The sequence below is a fragment of the Acidiphilium multivorum AIU301 genome (assembly GCF_000202835.1).
GTDB classification, from domain to species: Bacteria; Pseudomonadota; Alphaproteobacteria; order Acetobacterales; family Acetobacteraceae; genus Acidiphilium; species Acidiphilium multivorum.
In genome coordinates this window covers 2885474-2905405 of record NC_015186.1, presented here as the reverse complement: position 1 = coordinate 2905405, position 19932 = coordinate 2885474, and the positions used below count along the sequence as shown (strand labels likewise).

Below are 19932 nucleotides of genomic sequence, written 5' to 3'. Positions count from 1 at the left end.
GCACCCAACGGTCATCCGACTCAAACCAAACCGAGGTACATTCTCTATTGCAATTACGGGTTTCCCGAATGACGCGCCGATGGTCCCCGACGCTGAGCCTCACGGGTCTGGTCTCATCGTTCGGCTGTGCGGCGTGCTGCGCGCTGCCGATCATGCTGGCCGGCACCGGCCTTGCCGGCGCGTGGACGCTGCACCTGCAATTGCTCGTCGGTCCCTATGAGCGTTGGTGGTTGTGGGGATCGATAATTCTGCTGGCCTTTGGGGCGGTTTCTTGGGGATGCGAGATGCGACGGCTCGCCGCGCGCGGCCATTTTCAGTTTTCGGTCAAGACCTATGCCGTTACACCGCTGATCCTGATGCTCGGCGTGATCCTACTTGCCGGCACCTTGATGGTCGAACACGCAAATTTCACCGATTTCCTGTGATCGTGAGGTGTCGTGGTTCTACCTGCAGGTCACGCCGCCAAGTTCTCCCCCTTGCCAGACTGTCGCGCGAGACATATGCATAATCCGTGTTCCGAACCATGACACACTTCCTGATCGCCCTTGCTCTCGTGCTCGCCACGAGCGTGCCGGCGTTCGCGCGCGCGATGCCGATGACACAGGCGGTCGCGACGGCACCTGTCTGCATTGGTCATGATTGCTCGGGTCATCACAGTCCGGGCCAGGCGCACCATCGTCCCATGGGCGCGCGCTGCATCGCCCCGACCTGCACCAGTGCGGTGGCATTACCGATAAGCGGGGCAAGCGCTGTCGCGCTCATCGACACTGTGTTGACGACGTATCACCCGCTAGCCGCGTCATCCCATCTCGGTCTGCGTCCCATACCGGACGCGCCGCCACCTCGATCCCTCGCGCTGAGCTGACCGCCTTCCGGTTTTCCCGGACCGGCGGCTAGCATTGGTTGTGTGCGCAAATCTCCGGTGGTTTGCGTAGCCGCTTTGTTCGGGCGCTGACGCGCCCAACCTGACCGTGATCCGGCCTGCCAAATGCCCGATCCACGGTCTGCGTGGGATCAGATTTTATGACGATCGAATATCCGTCCGTCGTGCGACGACGGACTCTGCTGAAGCTGGGCGGCGCTGCCGCCTCGGCTGCCGTGCTACCCTGGGCGGCGCCTGCCGACGCGGCAACCAGCCGTGCCATCACCGCCGATCTGCGGCCAGCTCCTGCCAAGGCCGCGATCCTGGGTGCAAACCGCCCCAAAACCGATGTTCTCGCCTATAACGGAACGGTGTCCGGCCCGGTGGTGACCATGCACCAGGCCGTCCCATTCCAATCCACAGTGACCAACGGCCTCGACCAGGGCACCACGGTGCACTGGCACGGCATCCGGCTGCCGAACGATATGGACGGCGTGCCGTTCCTGACCCAGAAGCCAATCCGGCCGGGTGCCGATTTCCACTACGCGTTTACCCCACCCGATGCCGGCACCTTCTGGTATCACCCGCACGAACATACGGCGCACCAGATGGGTCGCGGCATGGCCGGGGCCTTGATCGTCAAAGAGCCGGAACCGCCACCGTTCGACCGCGAATTGCTCTGGGTGCTCCAGGACTGGGCGTTCGAGCCGAACGATCAGTTCGTGCCGGGTTTCGACACGCCGATGGAAGCGGCGATGAGTGGGCGGATCGGCAGCGTAGTGACCATCAACGGTGTCGTCCCCGGACCGATCAAGCTGCGTGCCGGGGAACGGCTCCGCATCCGAATGGTCAATGCCTGCCTCGCCCGGTTCATGGCACTGCGGTTCACGGGGCATCGGGTCACGGTGATCGCGCTCGACGGTCAGCCTTGTCATCCTTTCCAGCCCGCCAACGGACAGGTCATCATTGCACCGGCCCAGCGGGTCGATCTGCAGCTCGATACGACCGGCCAGCCCGGCCGCGATTATCCCGTCATCGACGATTTCTACGGCCGGCATGCGACCTATCGGCTGGTGACGCTGGCTTACACGAAGCAGCAACCGCGCCGGCGCTCCTTGCCGGCACAGCCGATCATCCTGCCGCCAAATCCAGTGCCCAAGCCCGATCTCAGCAACCCGATCCGCCACCATCTGGATATCGTTGGCGGCATGATGGGCGGCATGGGCATGACAGCCGACGGCAAGCCCGCTCCCATCTGGGGTATCAAGGACGGCAGCCGGACGAGTGACGGCATGGCGCCGATCTTCACGATTCCGCTCGGCCGGACCGCGCTGCTGACGCTGGTGAACCACACCGCGTTCTGGCACCCGATGCATCTGCACGGCTACAGTTTCTCGGTGCTGTCGCGCAACGGTGTGAAAGAGCCTTATCCGCACCTGCGCGACACCGTGATCCTGCGCCCGAAGGATACGGTCGAAATCGCCTTCGCCGCCACCAATCCGGGCGACTGGATGTTCCATTGTCACGTCATCGAGCACCAGGCGAACGGGCTGATGACGGTGATCCGCGTGGCATGACCCTCAAACCAAAGATGAAAGTCAAACCGATGAACCGACGCACCCTGCTCAATGCCACCGTAGCCTTGGCCGCCTTGGCGCCGGTCTCGGCGCTTGCCGCCGCGCCGATCAAGGCAACGCTCTACAAGGATCCGTCCTGCTCGTGCTGCGAAGCCTATGCCAAATATCTCGACAAGAACGGCTTCAAGGTGACGGTGATTCCAACACCCAATCTCGAGCAGGTCACTTTGGCAGCCGGCGTTCCTAAGTCGCTGGTCGGTTGTCATTTGACCAAGCTCGCCGGCCATGTCTTCGAAGGCCACATTCCGGCCCCGCTCATCAAGAAATTCCTGGCCGAACCGTCCTCGGCCAAAGGGCTGGCGATTCCGGGAATGCCGGTCGGTCTGCCGGGAATGCCGGCGATGGCAGGCATGAAAGCCGAGCCGATCGCGGTCTATCTGGTCGGCACGCCGAAACCGGTCGTGTTCGCAACCGTCAATTGAGCATTGTGCTCGGCAATCACAGAAAGAACTCACAAATGCTGAAATTCAGGACTTCACTCATCGCGGCCACAATGTCCGTCGCGGTCTTCGCCGCGCCGATGATCGCCAATGCCGCGACCACACCCGCGCCACAGGCCAAAACCACGAACAGCGGCGGCATGATGTCGGGGGGCAAGATGACCGGTAAGGGCAAGACCGGTGCCGGCATGGCGGGCGGTGGTATGGCTGGCATGATGGGCATGATGGCGATGATGAACGCCTGCACCCGCGTGATGAACAAGATGGCCGACAACATGGGTCATGGCACGATGGGCGCTCATCATGGCACCATGATGGGCAAAGCCGCCCCGAAAAAGTCGTAACGGATCGGCGCCCGGGGACGCGCTGCTCTCCGCGTCACCGGGCCGTCTACCTTCTGGACAAACGACATGCGCATCAATTGCCGTCTCGCGATGTTAGGGTTGCCAACGCAGTTGACCACCGTGGCTGGCCGCACCGTGCTGCGCCGGTATTTCGTCACCATGGCGATCGGCAATCTTGTCTGGGAAACGATGCAACTGCCGTTTTACACGATCTGGCGGACGGCACGCTTCGCCTATCTTGCTTTTGCCGTGCTGCATTGCTGGATCGGCGATCTGCTGATCGGCTCCGTCACGATGCTGTTCGGGATCATTGCGGCCGGGCGGCAATGGCCGTTTGCAAATGGCGGGCGTGCCGTTCTCGTCACGCTCACGAGCGGTGTCGCCTATACAATGTTCAGCGAGTGGCTCAACGTCGTGGTGCGCGGCGCGTGGGCCTATAGCCCGGCGATGCCGGTTCTGCCGGTGCTCGGCACCGGTCTATCGCCTTTCCTGCAATGGGTCGTCGTGCCGGGAGTGGCGCTTTGGTTCGCGTATCGCCGCCCTTGCGCATTGTCCGTCGAGACCTGCCGATGATCATCCGGTCGCAGCCGCGTCTTGCCGCCATTCTGATACTCATCCTGACATTCATGCTGGGGGTGTTTTCGATAACATCTGCTTTAGCCGCAAGCACCCAATGGGTCGGCAACCGGCACGCGGCGGCGCGGTTGATCACCGCGACCGAGGCTGTGGGCAACGCACCGCAGATCGACGCAGGTTTGCAGATCAGGCTCGAGCGTGGCTGGCACGCCTATTGGCGCAATCCGGGTGCCGCGGGCATTCCGCCCTCGATCGACTGGGCGGGATCGACCAACGTCAAATCGACCAAAATGTACTGGCCTGCACCGCACCGCTATCTGCTCTATGGCCTGGTTACCCAGGGCTACGAGCACGGCGTTGTCCTGCCGCTATCGATCGTGCCGAAACACCCCGGCGCGCCGATGGTTCTGCACGCGCTCGTGCATTATTCGGCGTGCAAGACGATCTGCATCCCCTACACCGCCAAGCTTGTGCTTCCCCTGCCTGCGGGCCTCGCGAGCCCCGGACCGCAAGCGCCCCTGATCGCCAAGGCCTGGACACGCGTGCCAGGCACGCTGGCTCAAGCGGGGTTGAGCCTGTTGCAAGTGGTGGTGTCCAAATCGCCTGGACACAAGAATACGACGATATTGTCCCTTGTTGTCGATGCGCATGGCGCCCGCCTGTCGCGCCCCGATCTGTTCATCCAGAACCATTTTTCGACCGCAACGCCGGGTGCCCCAAAAATCTGGCTCGATACCGGACATCGGCGCGGCGTGCTGAGTGTGACCCTCAAGGGCGAAAAAGCGGCCGCCATCGCCGGAAGAAAACTGCGATTCACGCTGGAAAACGGATTGGGTGCGGCGGCGTTTTCGGCAACCCCGGTGTTCGGCCCCGTGCCCGCACATGGCACCGGTGTGAGCATCATGCTGATCCTCGCGATCGCGCTGCTCGGCGGTCTGATCCTGAACGTGATGCCTTGCACGCTCCCGGTCCTGTCGCTCAAACTCATGAGCTTCGCCGGAGCATCGGGCGGCGCGCGGCGGGATTTACGGATCACGCTACTGGCAACCGCGCTGGGGATCATTGTTTCCTACGCGGCTCTCGCCTTCATTATCATCGTGTTGAAGGCGGTGGGTGCCACAATCGGCTGGGGCATCCAGTTCCAGCAACCCTGGTTTCTCGGCGCGATGGCGGCGATCACCACGCTGTTCGCCGCAAGCCTGTGGGAGTGGCTGCCGATCCCGCTCCCCGGGCTTGCGGCACGAACCGCGACCATGGGCAGCGAAGCCAGTGCCAGAACCGCAGCGTTTCTGACCGGCGTCTTTGCGACGCTTCTTGCCACATCCTGCACCGCACCTTTTATCGGCGTCGCGGTCGGTTTCGCGCTCGCTCGCGCGCCACTGGTCATTCTGGGCATTTTCGCAGCCCTCGGGATCGGCATGGCGCTGCCCTACCTGCTGGTCGCGGCTTTCCCCGGCCTGGTGCGCTGGATGCCAAAGCCCGGGCGCTGGATGGTTGTGCTCCGCGTTCTTCTCGGTTTTGCCCTGCTGGGCACGGCGATCTGGCTGGTCTGGATCATCGAAGCGGTCGTCTCGCCCATGGCCGCACTGGTCATCGGCGCTACAATTCTCGTCATGCTTGCGCTGCTGTTCTGGCGTCATCGTCTCGGGAATAGCCAGGGCCGATTGCGCCGCATCGGAGCCTTCGCGGTGATTGCTGCCGTCGCCCTTGCCATTATCGAACCGTCGGTCACCCCGGCCAGCTTGGCACCCACCAGACAACGCGCCGACAACACGATCTGGCAGACATTCGACCAGGCCCGCATCGTCACGTTGATTGGCGAAAACAAGATTGTCTTCGTTGATGTCACCGCCGCATGGTGCCTGATCTGCAAGGTCAATGCGCTCACGGTGTTGGACCGTAACCCGGTGGCGCGGCAGTTGCGCGCGCCCGGCGTGGTCGCGATGCGCGCCGACTGGACCCGCCCCAGTGCGCCGATCACCGCCTATTTGCGCAGCTTCGGACGGTATGGAGTGCCGCTCGACGTGGTCTACGGCCCCGGCGCACCATCCGGCATCATGCTGCCGTCTCTGCTGACACCGGGCGTCGTCATGCAGGCATTCCGGCGCGCGGCCGGACCACCACCCCGTACGGAGGCCGCACGATGAATTTCTACGACCGAAGGATTCTTCCTCATGTTCTGAATTTTATGATGCGGCAGCAGGCGCTGGTGCCATTCCGCACGCGCGTCATCGGCGCGGCACAGGGACGCGTGTTGGAATTCGGCGTCGGCTCCGGCCTCAACCTGCCGCTTTATGGCGCCGGTGTGACATCGGTCACCGGCGTCGATCCTTCGTCCGCCTTGTTGGGCATGGCGCAGGATCGTGTCACGAGCGCCATCGTGCCAGTCGAACTGATCGAGGCTTCGGCGGAGACTTTGCCGATCGACACTGCAAGCATTGATAGTGTCGTCACCACCTGGACGCTCTGCACCATCCCGAACGCGGTGCAGGCGCTGCGCGAGGCGCGGCGGGTGCTCAAGCCTGGCGGCACGCTTCTGTTCATCGAGCATGGCCGCGCGCCGGAACCCGGCATTGCGCGCTGGCAGGATCGGCTCGATCGCCCCTGGGGACTGATCGCCGGCGGCTGCCATATCAACCGCAAGATCGACGCGTTGATTATGGAGGCCGGGTTTCACATGGAGCGCCTGTCGCATGACCGGATGCCGGGTCCGCGGACGCATAATTATCTCTATGAAGGCAAGGCCCATCCCGTATGACCGACCGGAGCGAATATTCAGATTATCAGCCCCGGCGTGGTCACCGGATCGGGCGGCGGATCGCGATCGGCGGGGCGATTGGCCTCGGTGCGGCACTGACCGCCATCGCCATCGATCCCGGCATTATCGGGGTGACGGAACACAATACGCTCGAGACTCTGGCGCATCTGCTCGGCTGGAGCAGGCCGCATGGCCGGCTGGCAACCACCACCGACTCGGCGATCTCTCCCGGCGCGCCGATCGGCGGCCCGTTCACCCTGACAAACCAGTTCGGCCAGGCGATGACACCGGCAAGTTTTCGCGGGCGCTGGATGCTGGTCTATTTTGGTTACTCGCGCTGCCCGGACGACTGCCCTCTGACACTCGAAAAAATGGCGATCATGATGAACGCGCTGGGGAAGCTCGCCAAACATGTTGCTCCCGTCTTTATCACCGTCGATCCCACCCATGATACGCCGGCGGTGCTTAGGACATATCTGCCCAAGTTCAGCAACAAGATCATCGGTCTCACCGGGCCGGTACCGGAGATCGCCAAGGTCGCCCGCGAATACGACGCCTATTTCAACACGACCGATCACGAAGCCTCCGGCCAGAGCCTGATCAGTCATTCAACCTTCATTTATTTGATGGCGCCGAACGGAAAGTTCGAGAATCTGTTCCCGGTGTCCATCACGGTACCGCAACTCGTCCACATCATGAAAAAGGCGATCGCCCAATGACCCTGTCGCCATCCTCACGGCGTGATTTTCTTGCCCTCGCAGCTTCCGGCGCGGCGCTTGGCCTGCCGCGATCCGGGGCAGCCGCCATCCCGAACGCCCCGCCGCTTTATATCACCACACCAAAGCCGTTGCCGACATTCAAATTCTCCGACGCATCCGGTCATCCCCTCACGCTCGCCGATTTCCACGGCAAACTTTTACTCCTCAACATCTGGGCGACCTGGTGCATCCCCTGCCGCAAGGAAATGCCGACTTTGGACCGGCTCCAAGCCCGACTTGGCGGTCCGCATTTCGAAGTGGTGCCGGTCTCGATCGATTCCGGTGGGCTGAAAGCGGTCAGGAAATTCTATGCCGAGATCAAGATCAAACATCTCGGCATCTTTCTCGACCCGAGCGGCAGCGCCATGCAGGTCCTCAATCTAGAGGGTGTCCCGACCAGTTTTCTGATCGACCCGAACGGCAGGCAGATCGGCCGCGAAACCGGCGCCGTGGTCTGGGACAGTCCTTCGGTGGTCAGATTTATGACCCATCAGATAGCCGGGCTTTCCCATGAATAACCAAAGACGGAACACCAGGACTGCGTGTCGGCCAGAAGACGGGATTTGGTCTCGATTGCCCGCCTCGCGGCGTGAATTGCTCGGACTGTCCCTTCTGGTGACCGGCGATGCGATCGTGACGTCTGGCTCGGCATCCGCCGCGGTCCCCGCACATCCGCCACTCCAGCTTTTTGCACCAAAAACATTTCCGGCACTCAGGTTCCTGGATGAAGCCGGTCAGCACATCTCGCTGGCATCCTTTCACGGCAAGTTCGTGCTGCTCAGCATCTGGGCGACCTGGTACATCCCCTGCCAAAAGGAGATGGCCACGCTGGATCGGCTACAGGCCAAACTCGGCGGTCCGCACTTCCAGATCGTTCCCGTGTCGATCGATACCGGCGGATTGGCTCCGGTCAAGGAATTCTACACCCGATTCAAGATCCAGCATCTTGGCATTTTTCTCGATCCGAGCGGCAGCGCCATGGAAATCCTCAATCTTCAGGAAATTCCGGTCAGCTTTCTGATCAACTCGGATGGCGAGGCGATCGGTCTCCGATCCGGCACCGCCGTCTGGGACAGCCCGCGCATGGTCAGATTCCTGACCCATGTGATCTCGTCGAAATCACCCACCTGAACCAAGGAGTTTTCAACCATGAATGCATGTTGCGATAACACCGGCACTACGCGCCGATCCGGCTGGCGGCGCTTCTTGACCGGACGGATTGCGATCGTCGTCGGCCTTGTTGTCATCGCCGGCGGTGGTCTTGCCGTTGGCGGCTGGGGCTGGCTGGTTGCCGCCGGTTTGGCGCCGATCATCCTGTCGCTGCTGCCCTGTCTTGTCATGTGCGGCCTCGGGCTCTGCATGATGGGCATGAACAAATCGAAATCGAACGCCGCACCAGCCATCGACGCAGCGATCCAGAATGGTGATGGCACAGTCCGCCGGGGTGACTCGATGCCGTCGTCCGCTGTCCCGTCGATCGCCCACCGTCAAAGTCAGAATGTCACTTGAAATCAGCTTCATTCAGTCAAATCAAAATGAAAGGAATACGCGCATGAGTATCCAACTTGGTCAGATCGCACCCGACTTCGAGCAAGTCAGCACCCAAGGCACGATCAAATTCCACCAATGGCTCGGCGACTCCTGGGGTGTGCTGTTCAGCCACCCGAAGGATTATACACCGGTCTGCACCACCGAACTTGCCGAAGTCGCGCGGTTGAAGCCCGAATGGGACAAACGACACGCCAAGCCGATCGGGCTTTCGGTCGATCCTGCCGACAGCCATAAGGGCTGGGAAGACGACATCAAGGAAACCCAAGGTCAATCACTCAATTTTCCGCTTCTGGCCGATGCCGATCGCAAGGTCTCCCATCTCTACGGCATGATCCACCCGGAAGCCGACCCCACGGTCACGGTGCGCAGCGTGTTCATCATCGATCCCAACAAAAAGGTTCGGCTCATCATCACCTATCCGCCCAGCACCGGCCGAAACTTCGACGAAATCATCCGGGTCATCGACAGCCTGCAACTCACCGATGCGCACAAGGTGGCGACGCCGGTGAACTGGAATGATGGCGATGAGGTCATCATCCTCCCAAGCCTCTCCGACGATGACGCAAAGACCCGCTTCCCGGAGGGCTGGAGAACCCTGCGGCCCTATCTTCGCATGGTCGCCCAACCCAGACTACCGCATCGGCAGTGATCGCGCCGACATGACGCCAAACCGGCCCCACATATGCCTAATTTTTGTGGGGCCGTATAGCTCTTCACACAATCCATCGAGGATCCCCGATGGTAGGGACCCGGATCATAGCGATGAGTACAGTGACGAAGCGCATGATAGGTTGGATAGGCGGATTTATCTCGATTGCTTTGATGCTGTCCTTCCGGGACGCCGCGGCGGCGGAATTCGTAAAAAATGCTGCCGGGTTTCCGATCCATGCGCCGCGCCCGTGGGAGTGGTGGTTCCAGCCGCCTTCAAGTCCGAACGCGAAGGCGATCGACTGGATGATGCAGTTCGTGCTGTGGATCATGTTCGCCGTGGTCGCGCTGGTCGGCGTGCTGCTCGGCATCGTGATGGTGCGGTTCCACGCGTCCCGGCACCCGGTGCCGACCACCACCACGCACAATACGGTGATCGAGGTGCTGTGGACGGTGGTGCCCGCGCTGCTGCTGATCGTGATTTTCGTGCCCTCGCTCAACATGATCTATCAGCAATCCAACTATAAGCACCGCTACATGACGGTGCGGGTGATCGGCCATCAATGGTTCTGGGAATACGACTATCTCGGTGCCAAGGGAGTCGATTTCACCTCCTATGTGATTCCGCCGAACCAGTTGAAACCGGGCGAGATCCGCCAGCTTTCCGTCAACCATCCGCTGGTGCTGCCGGCCGGCAAGAAAGTGGTGTTCCAGATCACCAGCAAGGACGTAATACACAGTTTCTTCGTCCCCTCGCTCGGCGTGCAGCGCTATGCGATTCCCGGTCAGTACTGGCGCCAATGGACGCAAATCGACGCGCCGGGGGTTTATTATGGCGAATGCAACCAGATTTGCGGCTTGAACCATGATAACATGCCGATCGAGATCGTCGCCCTGCCGATGAAGCAGTTCCAGGCCTGGCTCGTCGAGGCCAAGAAGGACGCGGCGCAAGGCAACGTGCCGAAGGTGCATAAATATGAAGTGCTGGCGGAAGCAGCCGCCAAGGCCGCCTCGCTCTCGCATCCGGGTGTCGCGCTCGCCAGCGCGGCGCCGATAGCCGCATCGCAATGACGGTGCCGGCGATCATCAGGAGACCATGACCATGTCCACCGCCGCCTCGGACGATCACGCCCACGCCGCCCATGCGCATGACGCCCATTATCCGGGGTTCGTCCGCCGCTGGCTGATGAGCACGAACCACAAGGATATCGGCACGCTCTACATCACCTGGGCGATCATCGCCGGGATCGAAGGCGGGGTGCTGTCGGAAATCATGCGGATGCAGTTGATGCATCCGAACAACACGCTGATCACCTCGGGCCAGACCTGGAACGCGATCGTCACCGCGCACGGGCTGCTGATGATCTTCTTCATGGTGATGCCGGCGCTGATCGGCGGGTTCGGCAACTGGTTCGTGCCCATGATGATCGGCGCGCCGGACATGGCGTTCCCGCGGCTCAACAACATGAGCTTCTGGTTCCTGTTCATGGGCTTCATTTTCGTCAATCTCGGCCTGATGGTGGGCGCGGGTTCGGGGATCGGCTGGACGCTGTATCCGCCGCTGTCCGACATCACCTACCAGCCTGGGCCGGCGGTCGATTTCACCCTGTTCTCGCTGCATCTGGCCGGGATTTCCTCGCTGCTCGGCGCGATCAACTTCATCGCGACCATCCTGAACATGCGCGCCCCCGGCATGACGATGCACAAGATGCCGCTGTTCGTCTGGGGCATCCTGGTGACCGCGTTCCTGCTGCTGCTGGCGATTCCGGTGCTCGCGGGCGCGATCACCATGCTGATCATGGACCGCAATTTCGGCACCTCGTTCTTCGAGCCGGGCGGCGGCGGCGATCCGGTGCTGTTCCAGCATCTGTTCTGGTTCTTCGGCCACCCCGAGGTCTACATCATGATTCTGCCGGCGTTCGGCATTGTCAGCCACGTGGTCTCGACCTTCTCGAAAAAGCCGATCTTCGGCTATCTCGGCATGGTCTATGCGATGGTCGCGATCGGCTTCGTCGGCTTCGTGGTCTGGGCGCATCACATGTTCGTCTCGGGCATTTCGGTGGACTCGAAAGTGTATTTCGAGGCGGCAACGCTCGTCATCGCGGTGCCGACCGGGGTAAAAGTGTTTTCCTGGATCGCGACGATGTGGGGCGGGTCGATCGAGCTGAAGACGCCGATGCTCTGGGCGATCGGCATGATTTTCATGTTCGTGGTCGGCGGTGCGACCGGCGTGGTGATCGCCAATGCCGGGCTCGATACCGAATTGCACAACACCTATTTCATCATCGCGCATTTCCACTACGTGCTGTCGATGGGGTCGGTATTCGCGATCTTCGCCGGGTTCTATTACTGGATCGGCAAGATGTACGGCCGGCAATATCCCGAATGGGCCGGCAAGCTGCATTTCTGGACCTTCTTCATCGGCGTGAACCTGACCTTCTTCCCGCAGCATTTCCTCGGCCTCGCCGGGATGCCGCGCCGCTACCCCGACTACCCGACCGCGTTCGCAGGCTGGAACTACGTCTCGTCGGTGGGAACGATCATCTCCGGGATCAGCACGCTGATCTTTTTCTACGTGCTGTTCCGTATTTTCACCGGCAAGCAGGCTCTGGCCGACAATTACTGGGGCGAGGGTGCGACGACGCTGGAATGGACCGTGCCGTCCCCCGCGCCGCACCACACCTTCGAGGATGTGCCGGTGATCCGATGAGGTCATCGCCAGCCATCCTGGAAGTCAAGGCAATATGCAAAGCGAGGTAATATGAGAAAATCCCTGAAGTCAGCTCCCGTCGTCGCGGCTCTTCTTGCGGTACCGGTATTGGCAATGGCCCATGCCTATCCTGCTCACGAAACGCCACCGTCGGGTGCTGTGCTGAAACTGCTTCCCGGCGAGGTCTCAATCAACTTCACCGAGACCGTCAACCGGCATTTCAGCGGTATCGTGGTCCAAGGACCGAATGGCAAACAAGTCAGTCACGGCGAGGCGACGTTAGAACGCAACGACCCCAAGACACTGGTCATCCATCTGCGTCGATCAAATCGAGCCGGGCGCTATACTGTTCTTTGGCATGCGCTCGCATCCGACGGGCATCGAACGCATGGACGTTACAGTTTTCAAGTGACGCCGTGAGCGTCTCCACCGATCTGCTCGTTCGAGGTGCCGCCCGCGGCATTCATGTCGCGGCTTCGCTCGCCATTCTCGGCACCACCGCAGGTTATCGCCTATTTGCTCAGGCCGGCTTGCAGCGTGACAAATCATCGGCCGCACGCAACGCTCAGAACGCAATCGTCAAGTTTCTACGTGCAAGTTTCGCTGTGGCGGTCATCGCTGGTTTGATCTGGCTCCTCTGCGAAGCCATCTATGCCTCGGGATCAAACCAGATCACCTCTGGTTTTGATGCCATTCTGCCGTTGCTGCGCGACACGAACTTTGGTCACCTTCTCATTATCCGGATGATCTTGATGGCTGGTGCCGTGTTGGTATTCGGCCACGGACAGAGTAACCGTCGCGTCCTGTTGGCCGGAAGCTTTGCCGCCGTCGCCGTCGCGTTGCAGGCCGGGCTTGGGCACGGTGCCGCCATGGGCGGGGCGGAGGGACATCTGCTGCTCGCGACCCTGATCCTGCATCTGCTCGCCGCGGGACTGTGGCTCGGCGGCCTGGTTTCCCTTCTCATCGTCGTCAAAGCCGTCACGCCCGAAGCGGCCTTTCGCGCGGCGACGTGGTTTTCCCGCCTGGGCATCGCCTGCGTGATCACCATCGCCGTGACGGCGGCGATTCAGGGCTGGTATCTGATCGGCAGCATCCCCGCCTTGACCGGCACGGCCTATGGATTGGTCGCGGGCGGAAAACTTGCATTATTCCTGATCCTCTTGGCGATCGCAGCGATGAACCGATGGCAGACGTCCCGCCTTACGACGTTGCGCGGTCAGCGCGCCAAGGATTTTCTATACAAATCCATTGCGATCGAAACAGCGATCGGCCTCACCGTCGTCGTGCTCGCAGGCATTCTGATGGAACTTCCGCCCGCCATGGACATCGCGAAAATGAATATGACCGGTTAGCAAACTCGTTGAGTAACGTTCTCACTAGCGCATCGCCTGTCTTGACGCCTTGTCACTCAAGCGTCGACCGGCTGGCCGGTGGCCGTCCATTGGGGATGGCTGCTTTCCGGGCAACGGATATCGTAACCTCGGGTACGGAGCACGGCAAAAATCGCGAAGGCGAGGGCGTAATCCGGTCCCTGGCAAAACGTGGGATTGACGTGGTGGAAAGATCACGATGACTCGCAACCGACCGGTAATCTTCATTTGGCTCGCCGTTACCCTCCTTGGCTGGGTAACATTGGAGGTCATCGACTCCTACTTGCCGGATGGAGCGGCGGCGCTCGCAGCGACACCTTGGCTCGTATGGCAGTTTACGCCGATTATTATCATTCCGATGGTCTATGTCGTGGTCTGGTACGTGCGCGGTCGGCGCCGGAGCGGACAAGCGATCGGAGCGCGGGACGCTTTCTTCGTAGCGGCGATACTGTTGCTGTTCCTGGTTCTACAATCGCCGATCGAAGGTTTTTCCGATCAATTCCTTACCATCCACCAAGTCGAGCACATGACGCTCGATATGATCGCACCCATGCTTCTGATGCTGGCAGCCCCGCAAGCGGCCCTGTTGCGCGGTATGCCGGGGTGGCTACGCCATAAACTTGTGCCCGGCATCATGGGTAATGGCGCGTTCCATCGCACCTTCGCCACAATCAGCCAGCCGATTCCGGCGAGCCTTGTGTTCGTCGGAACCAGTGATTTCTGGATGATCCCGCGGATTCACGATGCCTCGTTGCGCGTCCCGTTGATCCACGATCTCTGGCACGTCACGCTCTTCGCAAGCGGCTTGATCTTTTTCTTCCGTCTTCTTGATCCGCGGTCAGTCCCACTCGGCGCGCCGCTGCTCGCTCGCATACTGATGTGCTTTGTAGCCGAGATGAACTTCATTCTGTTCGGTTTCTATCTCAGCGCCAAATCCGTCGTCCTCTACGATGCCTACGGGCGTATGGCGCCTTTCTGGCATATTTCGGCGCTGGGCGACGAGCGCTTCGGCGGTCTGACCATGTGGATCGACGGTTCGACAATGATCGCACTCGGTGCCCTGATCGCGCTCTACCGAATTGCCAGCCACGAAGACCGCACCGCCGGTCGCCGCATCGCCCTTGTCGGCGCCAAGCCGGTGCGCGGCAGCGAATTCCACGTCGGGAAGCGGCGGAATAACCGCAACCTCGCTTTCGGATTGGTCGGATTTGTCGGTTTCATGTTGATCGGCACCATGATCGCTGCCGTCGTTTACGATCACATGACGAACCACCAAGCCGACGCTGCGGCTTTTAGTCAAATGAGAGCAAGGACGCTTAATGGCCCGTCTGCTCACGAGGTCAGATTGACGTCCAAGTCACCGCAGTCTGATAAGCCGTGATCTCAGCCATCGAAACCGCTCCTCGATAGATGTTGAACTCGTTCCAACTGGCCGGTCTTCTGACCCACCTATTCGTTCTTGCGCTTGGCCTCGGGGGACTGATCGGTATCATCCCGCTTGCGCGTGGCCGTCGCGCCGGATCCGGTTTGGTTCTGATGGCCATCTCGATGGGTATAGTGATTTTGGCGCCCCGCTGGAATTTTGGCATCGCGGGCGTGAGCGCTTATGTCGTGGGCTTCCTGGCCGGGCTATGGCTTCTCCTTGGGCCAGAACACGGGTAACCGGGGCAAAATCCTGGGCGGGGGATGATTTTTTGCTTGCACGGTCACGGTTCTGGCTGATTCAAACTTCGGGTGACCGAGCCGTCCGACTTTGACGATCTGCCTGCGAGTGAGCTGAAGCATCTGGTGCTTCAGCTGCTGGCGGAGAACGCGGAGCAGAAGCGTCAGATTGCGGCGTTGCGCGAGGAGATCGCGCGTCTGAAGGGGCTGAAGGGCCCTCCCGACATCAAGCCGCCGAGCCGGCCGAGCGGGATGGAGCGCGGGACATCGCCGCAAGGGCGACGGGACCAAGGGCGCGGCAAATTCACGCCCCGGATCGACATCGAGGAACGGACCATCGCAGCGGATGCACCGGCGGGCTCGCGCTTCAAGGGGTATGAGAGTTTTCTGGTTCAGGATCTGGTTCTGCGGGCGCGAGCGATCCACTACCGGCGGGAACGCTGGGTGACGCCGGAGGGATGGACGATCCTCGCGCCGCTGCCGGCGGGGGTGGTGGGCCATTTCGGCGCGGAACTACGACGTTTCGCACTGATGCTGCATCACCAGGGCCAGGTGACGGTGGAGCGGTTGACCGCGCAGTTGCGGGCCTTTGGGGTGGCGATTTCGAAGCGGCAGGTGATGCGGCTGCTGATCGAGGGGCAGGACGGTTTCCTTGCGGAGAACCGCGACGTCCTGCGGGCGGGGCTTGCGACGGCGGCCTGGGTGACTGTGGACGACACCGGCGCGCGGCATGCCGGCCTGAACGGGTTCTGTACCCATATCGGCAATGACGATTTCGCTTGGTTCGGCACGAGGGAGAGCAAGAGCCGGCTGAACTTCCTCGACCTGCTGCGCGCCGGGTACACCGATTATGTCGTCAACGACATGGCGCTTGATTACATGCGCGGGCGCGCGCTCGCCGGCCCGGTGATCCGCGCTCTCGCCGACGCCACGGAGAAGGCGTTCACCGATCGTGGAGCCTGGCAGGCGCATCTGGACCGGCTCGGCATCAGCGCGCTCAAGATCCATCCCGACCCGGTCCGGATCGCCACCGAAGGCGCGCTCTGGGGCAGCGTCCGGGCCCATGGGTTCCTGCACGACACCGTTATCGTCAGCGACGATGCCGGCCAGTTCGTGGTCGGCAGACACGCGCTGTGCTGGGTGCATGCTGAGCGGCTGGTGCACAGGCTCGACACCTTCACCGACTGGCATAGAGCCGCGCAGGCGCATATCCGCAATTTGATCTGGTGGTACTACAGCGACCTCAAGGCCTACTGTGCCGATCCCAGTCCGCGGCGACGAAGCGAGCTGCGCGCCCGCTTCGATCGCATCTTCCGAAGGCGCACCGGCTTCGCCACCCTCGACCGCCTGCTTGCGCGCCTGCACGCCAACAAGGCGGAACTGCTGGCCGTGCTCGACCGCCCGGAGATCCCGCTCCATACCAACGGCTCCGAGCGCGACATCCGCCTGCACGTCACAAGGCGCAAGATCAGCGGTGGCACCCAGGTGACCCTCGGCCGCGACTGCCGCGACGCCTTTCTCGGCCTCATGCGCACCGCCGCCAAGCTCGGCTGCTCGTTCTGGGATTACCTCGGCGATCGTCTCCACGTCCCCGATCAGGCCGCCGTTCCCTACCTGCCGGATCTACTCAGAGCTCGCGCCCCCCAAGCTTGAAACAAAATTGCCCGGAGTTTTGCCCCAGTTACGAACACGGGAAATAAGTCCTTGGATCTACAGCTTTATCAGGTGACCAGAACTGCTCGCGGCGGGATGACTCCGTCCCGGACTCCCGGAAAATCCTGGAAAATCCTGCATCGACCCAACAAAGCAGACCAAAGCAACGTCGAAGCATTCTGTCGAAGCTTGTTAGTGCGACGCCAAATAAGAGATCAAAGTCATTGCACTCGGAGAATCCCAAGGCGCCGCACCCGGTATATATCCGACAATCAAACCGCCCGGATCGATGACATAAGTGATCGGTAGAGCATAGAGCGGGAAAATCCCACGTCCCGGATTGGCGGCATAGAAATAACCAACCTGTTGGTCGGGGTCGACGATCACCTTCAGATGAGTCAGATCGTGCTGTTTGTAGAAGGCTTCCACATTGGCCTTGCCACCGTCATCGACTGCAATCGGCAGGATCGTGGCCTTCGTCCCTTTCAGTTTCGCTTGTAGCCGATCCAGCAACGGCATCTCATAGACCTACGGCATTCACGGATTTTACTTGCGCAGGTAGCTTGCGCCTGATTCTCCATGATTTTGAGGCTGATGGAGAAGATGGTGGCGTTACGTGCTGGAGATTTGGGTTACTTCGGAGATGCGCGACGTGCGGCGATGGGCAGCACGCTGGTTGAACGGGTGGTGGAGACCGGGTCTCTGGTCATCCGCAAGCTTGGTGGCACACGAGCGCGGGAGATTGCGATCCATCGCTTCCTGTCAGCCCCGTCGGTCACGTGTGCGGAGATGGTGGAGACGCTGGCGGATCGCACGGCCGCTGCCTGCCGGGGGCGTCGGATTGTGGCCGCGCAGGACACGACGGAGATCAATTTTTCCGGCCGTGAGGCGCGTCGCCGTGGGCTTGGACCGGCCGGTGATGGGGTATCGGCGGGATTTTTCCTGCATCCGGTGATCGCCATCGACAGTGAGACGGAGGCGGTGCTCGGCCTGGTGGACGCGAAGATCTGGACCCGTTCGGATGAGTTCGATGCGACCCCTGCACGCGAGCGGGCGCTGGAAGACAAGGAGAGCATGCGGTGGCTGGACGGTGCTGCGCGCGCCGCCGGGCGTCTGAGCGGTGCCGCCTCGGTCGTGGTCGTGGCCGACCGCGAGAGTGACATCTATGCGGGCTTTGCCAGGCGTCCGGCATCGGTCGACCTGATCGTCCGTGCCGCCCAGGATCGTGTTCTGGATGACGGTCGCCGCCTGTTCACCGCCCCGGCAGCCTGGCCCGAACTGACCCGGACCTCGGTTCGTGTCGCCCCCTCGCGCACCGGCGTCGCCGCACGGATCGCAACCGTGGCGCTGCGGGCTGGAACAGTGACGATCCGCAGGCCGCGCCATGCCAGCGACACGGAAGGGCCAGAGCATCTGTCCCTGACCATGGTCGAGGCGCGCGAGGTTGACGGGAATGGCGAAAGCGTCCCGCTCTTGTGGCGCCTGCTGACCACGATCGAGACCATCGACGCAGACGGTGCCGCCGAAATCGTACGCCTCTACCGGCTGAGATGGAGAATCGAGGAAGTGTTCCGGTCTTTGAAAAGTGACGGTCTCAGGCTTGAAGAAACCCAGATGCAAGATGCCGGACGGCTGTTCAAGCTGGCCCTGATCGGCCTCGCCGCTGCGACCCGCACCGTACAACTCGTCGATGCCCGCGACGGCAGCAACCGGCCGGCAACCGATGTCATCGATCCCGGATTACTCCCGGCCGCCGATGCCATTGCCCCCACTCTCGAAGGCAAGACGCCGCGACAGAAAAACCCCCATCCACCCCGATCCCTCGCATGGCTCGCCTGGATCATCGCCCGCCTCGGCGGCTGGAATTGCTACTACAAGCCGCCAGGACCAAAGACCATGCGCGCAGGGTGGGCACGCTTCGCTTCTATGGCCACAGGCTTCTTCATCGCAGCTCAGTCAAATCCGTGAATCCCGTAGCTCATAGACGCAGGGTACACACCAGGTTGCCCAGAAATTGACGAGAACGACGCTGCCGCGCAGGCGCTGGAAGTCGATGGTACTGCCGCCGGTGGTCACGATCGGCTTGGTCGGCACCGGCCGTTCCGGGACAATTTGAGTGTACTGACCATCGTAGCTGTAGAACGCTGGAGGTAGCGCGCTCTGGGCGGCCTGCGCACTCGGCGTCATCCAGCCGACAGCCGGCATACCTACCAAGCCGAATAATGATCGTCGCGAGACCGGCTTCATGGCCGAGCCGTTTTCTTCATGGCATTACCCATCATGGCGCGGCACTTACGACAAGAGGCGCAAGGCGGGTTTAAGCTGATTTTCGATGATCTCTGGGAACAGAGGCCCGGCAGTATGCCAGCGCACCATGCCACCAGGAGTGACCAGGAAACTTTCCGGCACGCCATAGACCCCCCAGTTGATCGCGACCCGTCCGCTCAGATCGGACGCAATCCGCCGATACGGGTTGCCGTATTCTGCGAGATACAGTGCGAGCGGTTTCGGTTTGTCCTGGTAGGCGATGCCCCAGATATCCAGCCCCGATTTCGCGATGCCGACGAGATACGGCGCCTCCGCCTTACAGGCGACGCACCAGGACGCAAAGAAATTGACCAGCACCGGGCGCTTCTGGGCAACCAGCGCAGCCTGGTCGAACCCTTTGTTGCCATCGACCCCCGGCAGAGTGAAAGGAGGCACTTTGTGACCGACCAGCGGATTGTTGAACGCCTGCGGGTTGTAAGTGCCGGTGCGCATCCGTTCCAAGAGCGCGTAGAACCCGATCCCGCCCACCGCCACGGTGGCGAGCGGAATACCGAGCATCAATCGGCGGGAGATTTGTGATGTCGCCATGAAACCGCCTCAGACCGTTGCCGAACGGGTCGGCAGGGTCCGACGGGATAACGGGCTAATCATGGCAATCTCCCAAGGATGATTAAACGTTTCCGGTTCTTCATCGG

Annotated in this window: 22 protein-coding genes; 19 read left to right on the top strand and 3 right to left on the bottom strand. The window is 61.5% G+C overall.

Features of this window, described 5'->3' with window-relative positions:
- Positions 1 to 68 precede the first annotated feature (68 nt).
- The 18 genes from ACMV_RS19380 to ACMV_RS13020 all read left to right on the top strand — a co-directional run bounded on the left by ACMV_RS19380 (position 69) and on the right by ACMV_RS13020 (position 16969).
- The gene (locus ACMV_RS19380; RefSeq protein ID WP_048857996.1) at positions 69 to 425 is read left to right on the top strand and encodes a hypothetical protein; all 357 of its coding nucleotides are present in this window, start codon (positions 69 to 71) and stop codon (positions 423 to 425) included.
- Between the two features lie 598 nt (positions 426 to 1023).
- Positions 1024 to 2439 carry a multicopper oxidase family protein gene (locus tag ACMV_RS13100; protein ID WP_013640738.1) on the top strand — a complete coding sequence of 472 codons (1416 nt, stop codon included), beginning with the start codon at positions 1024 to 1026 and terminating at the stop codon, positions 2437 to 2439.
- Positions 2436 to 2921, top strand: a complete 486-nt coding sequence (locus ACMV_RS13095; protein WP_231844416.1) for a DUF411 domain-containing protein — start codon at positions 2436 to 2438, stop codon at positions 2919 to 2921. The genes ACMV_RS13100 and ACMV_RS13095 overlap by 4 nt, the downstream gene beginning before the upstream one ends.
- A 35-nt stretch (positions 2922 to 2956) precedes the next feature.
- Positions 2957 to 3283: a hypothetical protein gene (locus ACMV_RS13090; RefSeq protein WP_013640736.1), complete on the top strand. Its 327-nt coding sequence runs from the start codon at positions 2957 to 2959 to the stop codon at positions 3281 to 3283.
- Between the two features lie 66 nt (positions 3284 to 3349).
- The gene (locus ACMV_RS13085; protein WP_013640735.1) at positions 3350 to 3856 is read left to right on the top strand and encodes a hypothetical protein; all 507 of its coding nucleotides are present in this window, start codon (positions 3350 to 3352) and stop codon (positions 3854 to 3856) included.
- Positions 3853 to 6006, top strand: a complete 2154-nt coding sequence (locus tag ACMV_RS13080; RefSeq protein ID WP_013640734.1) for a protein-disulfide reductase DsbD family protein — start codon at positions 3853 to 3855, stop codon at positions 6004 to 6006. The genes ACMV_RS13085 and ACMV_RS13080 overlap by 4 nt, the downstream gene beginning before the upstream one ends.
- Before the next feature lie 44 nt (positions 6007 to 6050).
- Positions 6051 to 6617, top strand: a complete 567-nt coding sequence (locus ACMV_RS13075; protein ID WP_231844415.1) for a class I SAM-dependent methyltransferase — start codon at positions 6051 to 6053, stop codon at positions 6615 to 6617.
- Positions 6614 to 7336 carry an SCO family protein gene (locus tag ACMV_RS13070; RefSeq protein ID WP_013640732.1) on the top strand — a complete coding sequence of 241 codons (723 nt, stop codon included), beginning with the start codon at positions 6614 to 6616 and terminating at the stop codon, positions 7334 to 7336. Before ACMV_RS13075 ends, ACMV_RS13070 begins: the two co-directional genes overlap by 4 nt.
- Positions 7333 to 7893 (top strand): TlpA family protein disulfide reductase, encoded by a 561-nt coding sequence (locus tag ACMV_RS13065; RefSeq protein WP_013640731.1) that lies wholly within the window; start codon positions 7333 to 7335, stop codon positions 7891 to 7893. The genes ACMV_RS13070 and ACMV_RS13065 overlap by 4 nt, the downstream gene beginning before the upstream one ends.
- Positions 7894 to 7948: 55 nt before the next feature.
- Positions 7949 to 8506 (top strand): TlpA disulfide reductase family protein, encoded by a 558-nt coding sequence (locus ACMV_RS13060; protein WP_013640730.1) that lies wholly within the window; start codon positions 7949 to 7951, stop codon positions 8504 to 8506.
- Between the two features lie 75 nt (positions 8507 to 8581).
- A complete protein-coding gene (locus ACMV_RS13055; RefSeq protein WP_231844414.1) occupies positions 8582 to 8884 on the top strand; it encodes a hypothetical protein in 303 nt (100 codons plus the stop codon).
- 43 nt (positions 8885 to 8927) lie between these two features.
- Positions 8928 to 9575 (top strand): peroxiredoxin, encoded by a 648-nt coding sequence (locus ACMV_RS13050; RefSeq protein ID WP_013640728.1) that lies wholly within the window; start codon positions 8928 to 8930, stop codon positions 9573 to 9575.
- An 89-nt stretch (positions 9576 to 9664) separates the two neighbouring features.
- Positions 9665 to 10645 (top strand): cytochrome c oxidase subunit II, encoded by a 981-nt coding sequence (gene coxB / locus ACMV_RS13045; protein WP_231844413.1) that lies wholly within the window; start codon positions 9665 to 9667, stop codon positions 10643 to 10645.
- Positions 10646 to 10670: 25 nt separating this feature from the next.
- Positions 10671 to 12284: a cytochrome c oxidase subunit I gene (ctaD, locus tag ACMV_RS13040; RefSeq protein ID WP_013640726.1), complete on the top strand. Its 1614-nt coding sequence runs from the start codon at positions 10671 to 10673 to the stop codon at positions 12282 to 12284.
- A gap of 51 nt (positions 12285 to 12335) precedes the next feature.
- Positions 12336 to 12704 (top strand): copper resistance CopC family protein, encoded by a 369-nt coding sequence (locus ACMV_RS19980; protein ID WP_013640725.1) that lies wholly within the window; start codon positions 12336 to 12338, stop codon positions 12702 to 12704.
- On the top strand, positions 12701 to 13636 hold the full coding sequence (locus ACMV_RS13035; protein WP_013640724.1) for a copper resistance D family protein: 936 nt from the start codon (positions 12701 to 12703) through the stop codon (positions 13634 to 13636). The genes ACMV_RS19980 and ACMV_RS13035 overlap by 4 nt, the downstream gene beginning before the upstream one ends.
- Positions 13637 to 13853: 217 nt before the next feature.
- Entirely contained in the window at positions 13854 to 15035 is a 1182-nt protein-coding gene (locus ACMV_RS13030; protein WP_231844412.1) for a cytochrome c oxidase assembly protein, read from the top strand.
- 353 nt (positions 15036 to 15388) lie between these two features.
- On the top strand, positions 15389 to 16969 hold the full coding sequence (locus ACMV_RS13020) for an IS66 family transposase (protein WP_013640721.1): 1581 nt from the start codon (positions 15389 to 15391) through the stop codon (positions 16967 to 16969).
- Positions 16970 to 17161: 192 nt separating this feature from the next.
- Here the strand turns inward: ACMV_RS13020 and ACMV_RS13015 are convergent, their stop codons facing one another.
- A complete protein-coding gene (locus ACMV_RS13015) occupies positions 17162 to 17488 on the bottom strand; it encodes a TlpA disulfide reductase family protein (protein WP_148361013.1) in 327 nt (108 codons plus the stop codon).
- Between the two features lie 60 nt (positions 17489 to 17548).
- Between ACMV_RS13015 and ACMV_RS13010 the strand changes: the two genes are divergently transcribed.
- On the top strand, positions 17549 to 18937 hold the full coding sequence (locus tag ACMV_RS13010; RefSeq protein WP_013639304.1) for an IS4 family transposase: 1389 nt from the start codon (positions 17549 to 17551) through the stop codon (positions 18935 to 18937).
- Here ACMV_RS13010 and ACMV_RS21555 read toward each other — a convergent pair.
- Together ACMV_RS21555 and ACMV_RS13005 are read right to left on the bottom strand one after the other, a co-directional pair.
- Positions 18926 to 19216: a TlpA family protein disulfide reductase gene (locus tag ACMV_RS21555; protein WP_231844411.1), complete on the bottom strand. Its 291-nt coding sequence runs from the start codon at positions 19214 to 19216 to the stop codon at positions 18926 to 18928. The two genes, ACMV_RS13010 and ACMV_RS21555, sit on opposite strands and share 12 nt — an antisense overlap.
- A 45-nt stretch (positions 19217 to 19261) precedes the next feature.
- Positions 19262 to 19825 carry a DsbE family thiol:disulfide interchange protein gene (locus tag ACMV_RS13005; RefSeq protein ID WP_013640718.1) on the bottom strand — a complete coding sequence of 188 codons (564 nt, stop codon included), beginning with the start codon at positions 19823 to 19825 and terminating at the stop codon, positions 19262 to 19264.
- Positions 19826 to 19932: the final 107 nt, after the last annotated feature.

What these genes read in the sequence shown, in the direction of transcription:
- ACMV_RS19380 (WP_048857996.1), top strand. Translation starts at nt 69, where the DNA reads ATGACGCGCCGATGGTCCCCGACGCTGAGCCTCACGGGTCTGGTCTCA.
- ACMV_RS13065 (WP_013640731.1), top strand. Translation starts at nt 7,333, where the DNA reads ATGACCCTGTCGCCATCCTCACGGCGTGATTTTCTTGCCCTCGCAGCT.
- ACMV_RS13015 (WP_148361013.1), bottom strand. Translation starts at nt 17,488, where the DNA reads ATGCCGTTGCTGGATCGGCTACAAGCGAAACTGAAAGGGACGAAGGCC.
- ACMV_RS13010 (WP_013639304.1), top strand. Translation starts at nt 17,549, where the DNA reads ATGATTTTGAGGCTGATGGAGAAGATGGTGGCGTTACGTGCTGGAGAT.
- ACMV_RS13100 (WP_013640738.1), top strand. Translation starts at nt 1,024, where the DNA reads ATGACGATCGAATATCCGTCCGTCGTGCGACGACGGACTCTGCTGAAG.
- ACMV_RS13070 (WP_013640732.1), top strand. Translation starts at nt 6,614, where the DNA reads ATGACCGACCGGAGCGAATATTCAGATTATCAGCCCCGGCGTGGTCAC.
- ctaD (WP_013640726.1), top strand. Translation starts at nt 10,671, where the DNA reads ATGACCATGTCCACCGCCGCCTCGGACGATCACGCCCACGCCGCCCAT.
- coxB (WP_231844413.1), top strand. Translation starts at nt 9,665, where the DNA reads ATGGTAGGGACCCGGATCATAGCGATGAGTACAGTGACGAAGCGCATG.
- ACMV_RS21555 (WP_231844411.1), bottom strand. Translation starts at nt 19,216, where the DNA reads ATGAAGCCGGTCTCGCGACGATCATTATTCGGCTTGGTAGGTATGCCG.
- ACMV_RS13005 (WP_013640718.1), bottom strand. Translation starts at nt 19,825, where the DNA reads ATGGCGACATCACAAATCTCCCGCCGATTGATGCTCGGTATTCCGCTC.
- ACMV_RS13080 (WP_013640734.1), top strand. Translation starts at nt 3,853, where the DNA reads ATGATCATCCGGTCGCAGCCGCGTCTTGCCGCCATTCTGATACTCATC.
- ACMV_RS13090 (WP_013640736.1), top strand. Translation starts at nt 2,957, where the DNA reads ATGCTGAAATTCAGGACTTCACTCATCGCGGCCACAATGTCCGTCGCG.
- ACMV_RS13095 (WP_231844416.1), top strand. Translation starts at nt 2,436, where the DNA reads ATGACCCTCAAACCAAAGATGAAAGTCAAACCGATGAACCGACGCACC.
- ACMV_RS13085 (WP_013640735.1), top strand. Translation starts at nt 3,350, where the DNA reads ATGCGCATCAATTGCCGTCTCGCGATGTTAGGGTTGCCAACGCAGTTG.
- ACMV_RS13050 (WP_013640728.1), top strand. Translation starts at nt 8,928, where the DNA reads ATGAGTATCCAACTTGGTCAGATCGCACCCGACTTCGAGCAAGTCAGC.
- ACMV_RS19980 (WP_013640725.1), top strand. Translation starts at nt 12,336, where the DNA reads ATGAGAAAATCCCTGAAGTCAGCTCCCGTCGTCGCGGCTCTTCTTGCG.
- ACMV_RS13030 (WP_231844412.1), top strand. Translation starts at nt 13,854, where the DNA reads ATGACTCGCAACCGACCGGTAATCTTCATTTGGCTCGCCGTTACCCTC.
- ACMV_RS13075 (WP_231844415.1), top strand. Translation starts at nt 6,051, where the DNA reads ATGCGGCAGCAGGCGCTGGTGCCATTCCGCACGCGCGTCATCGGCGCG.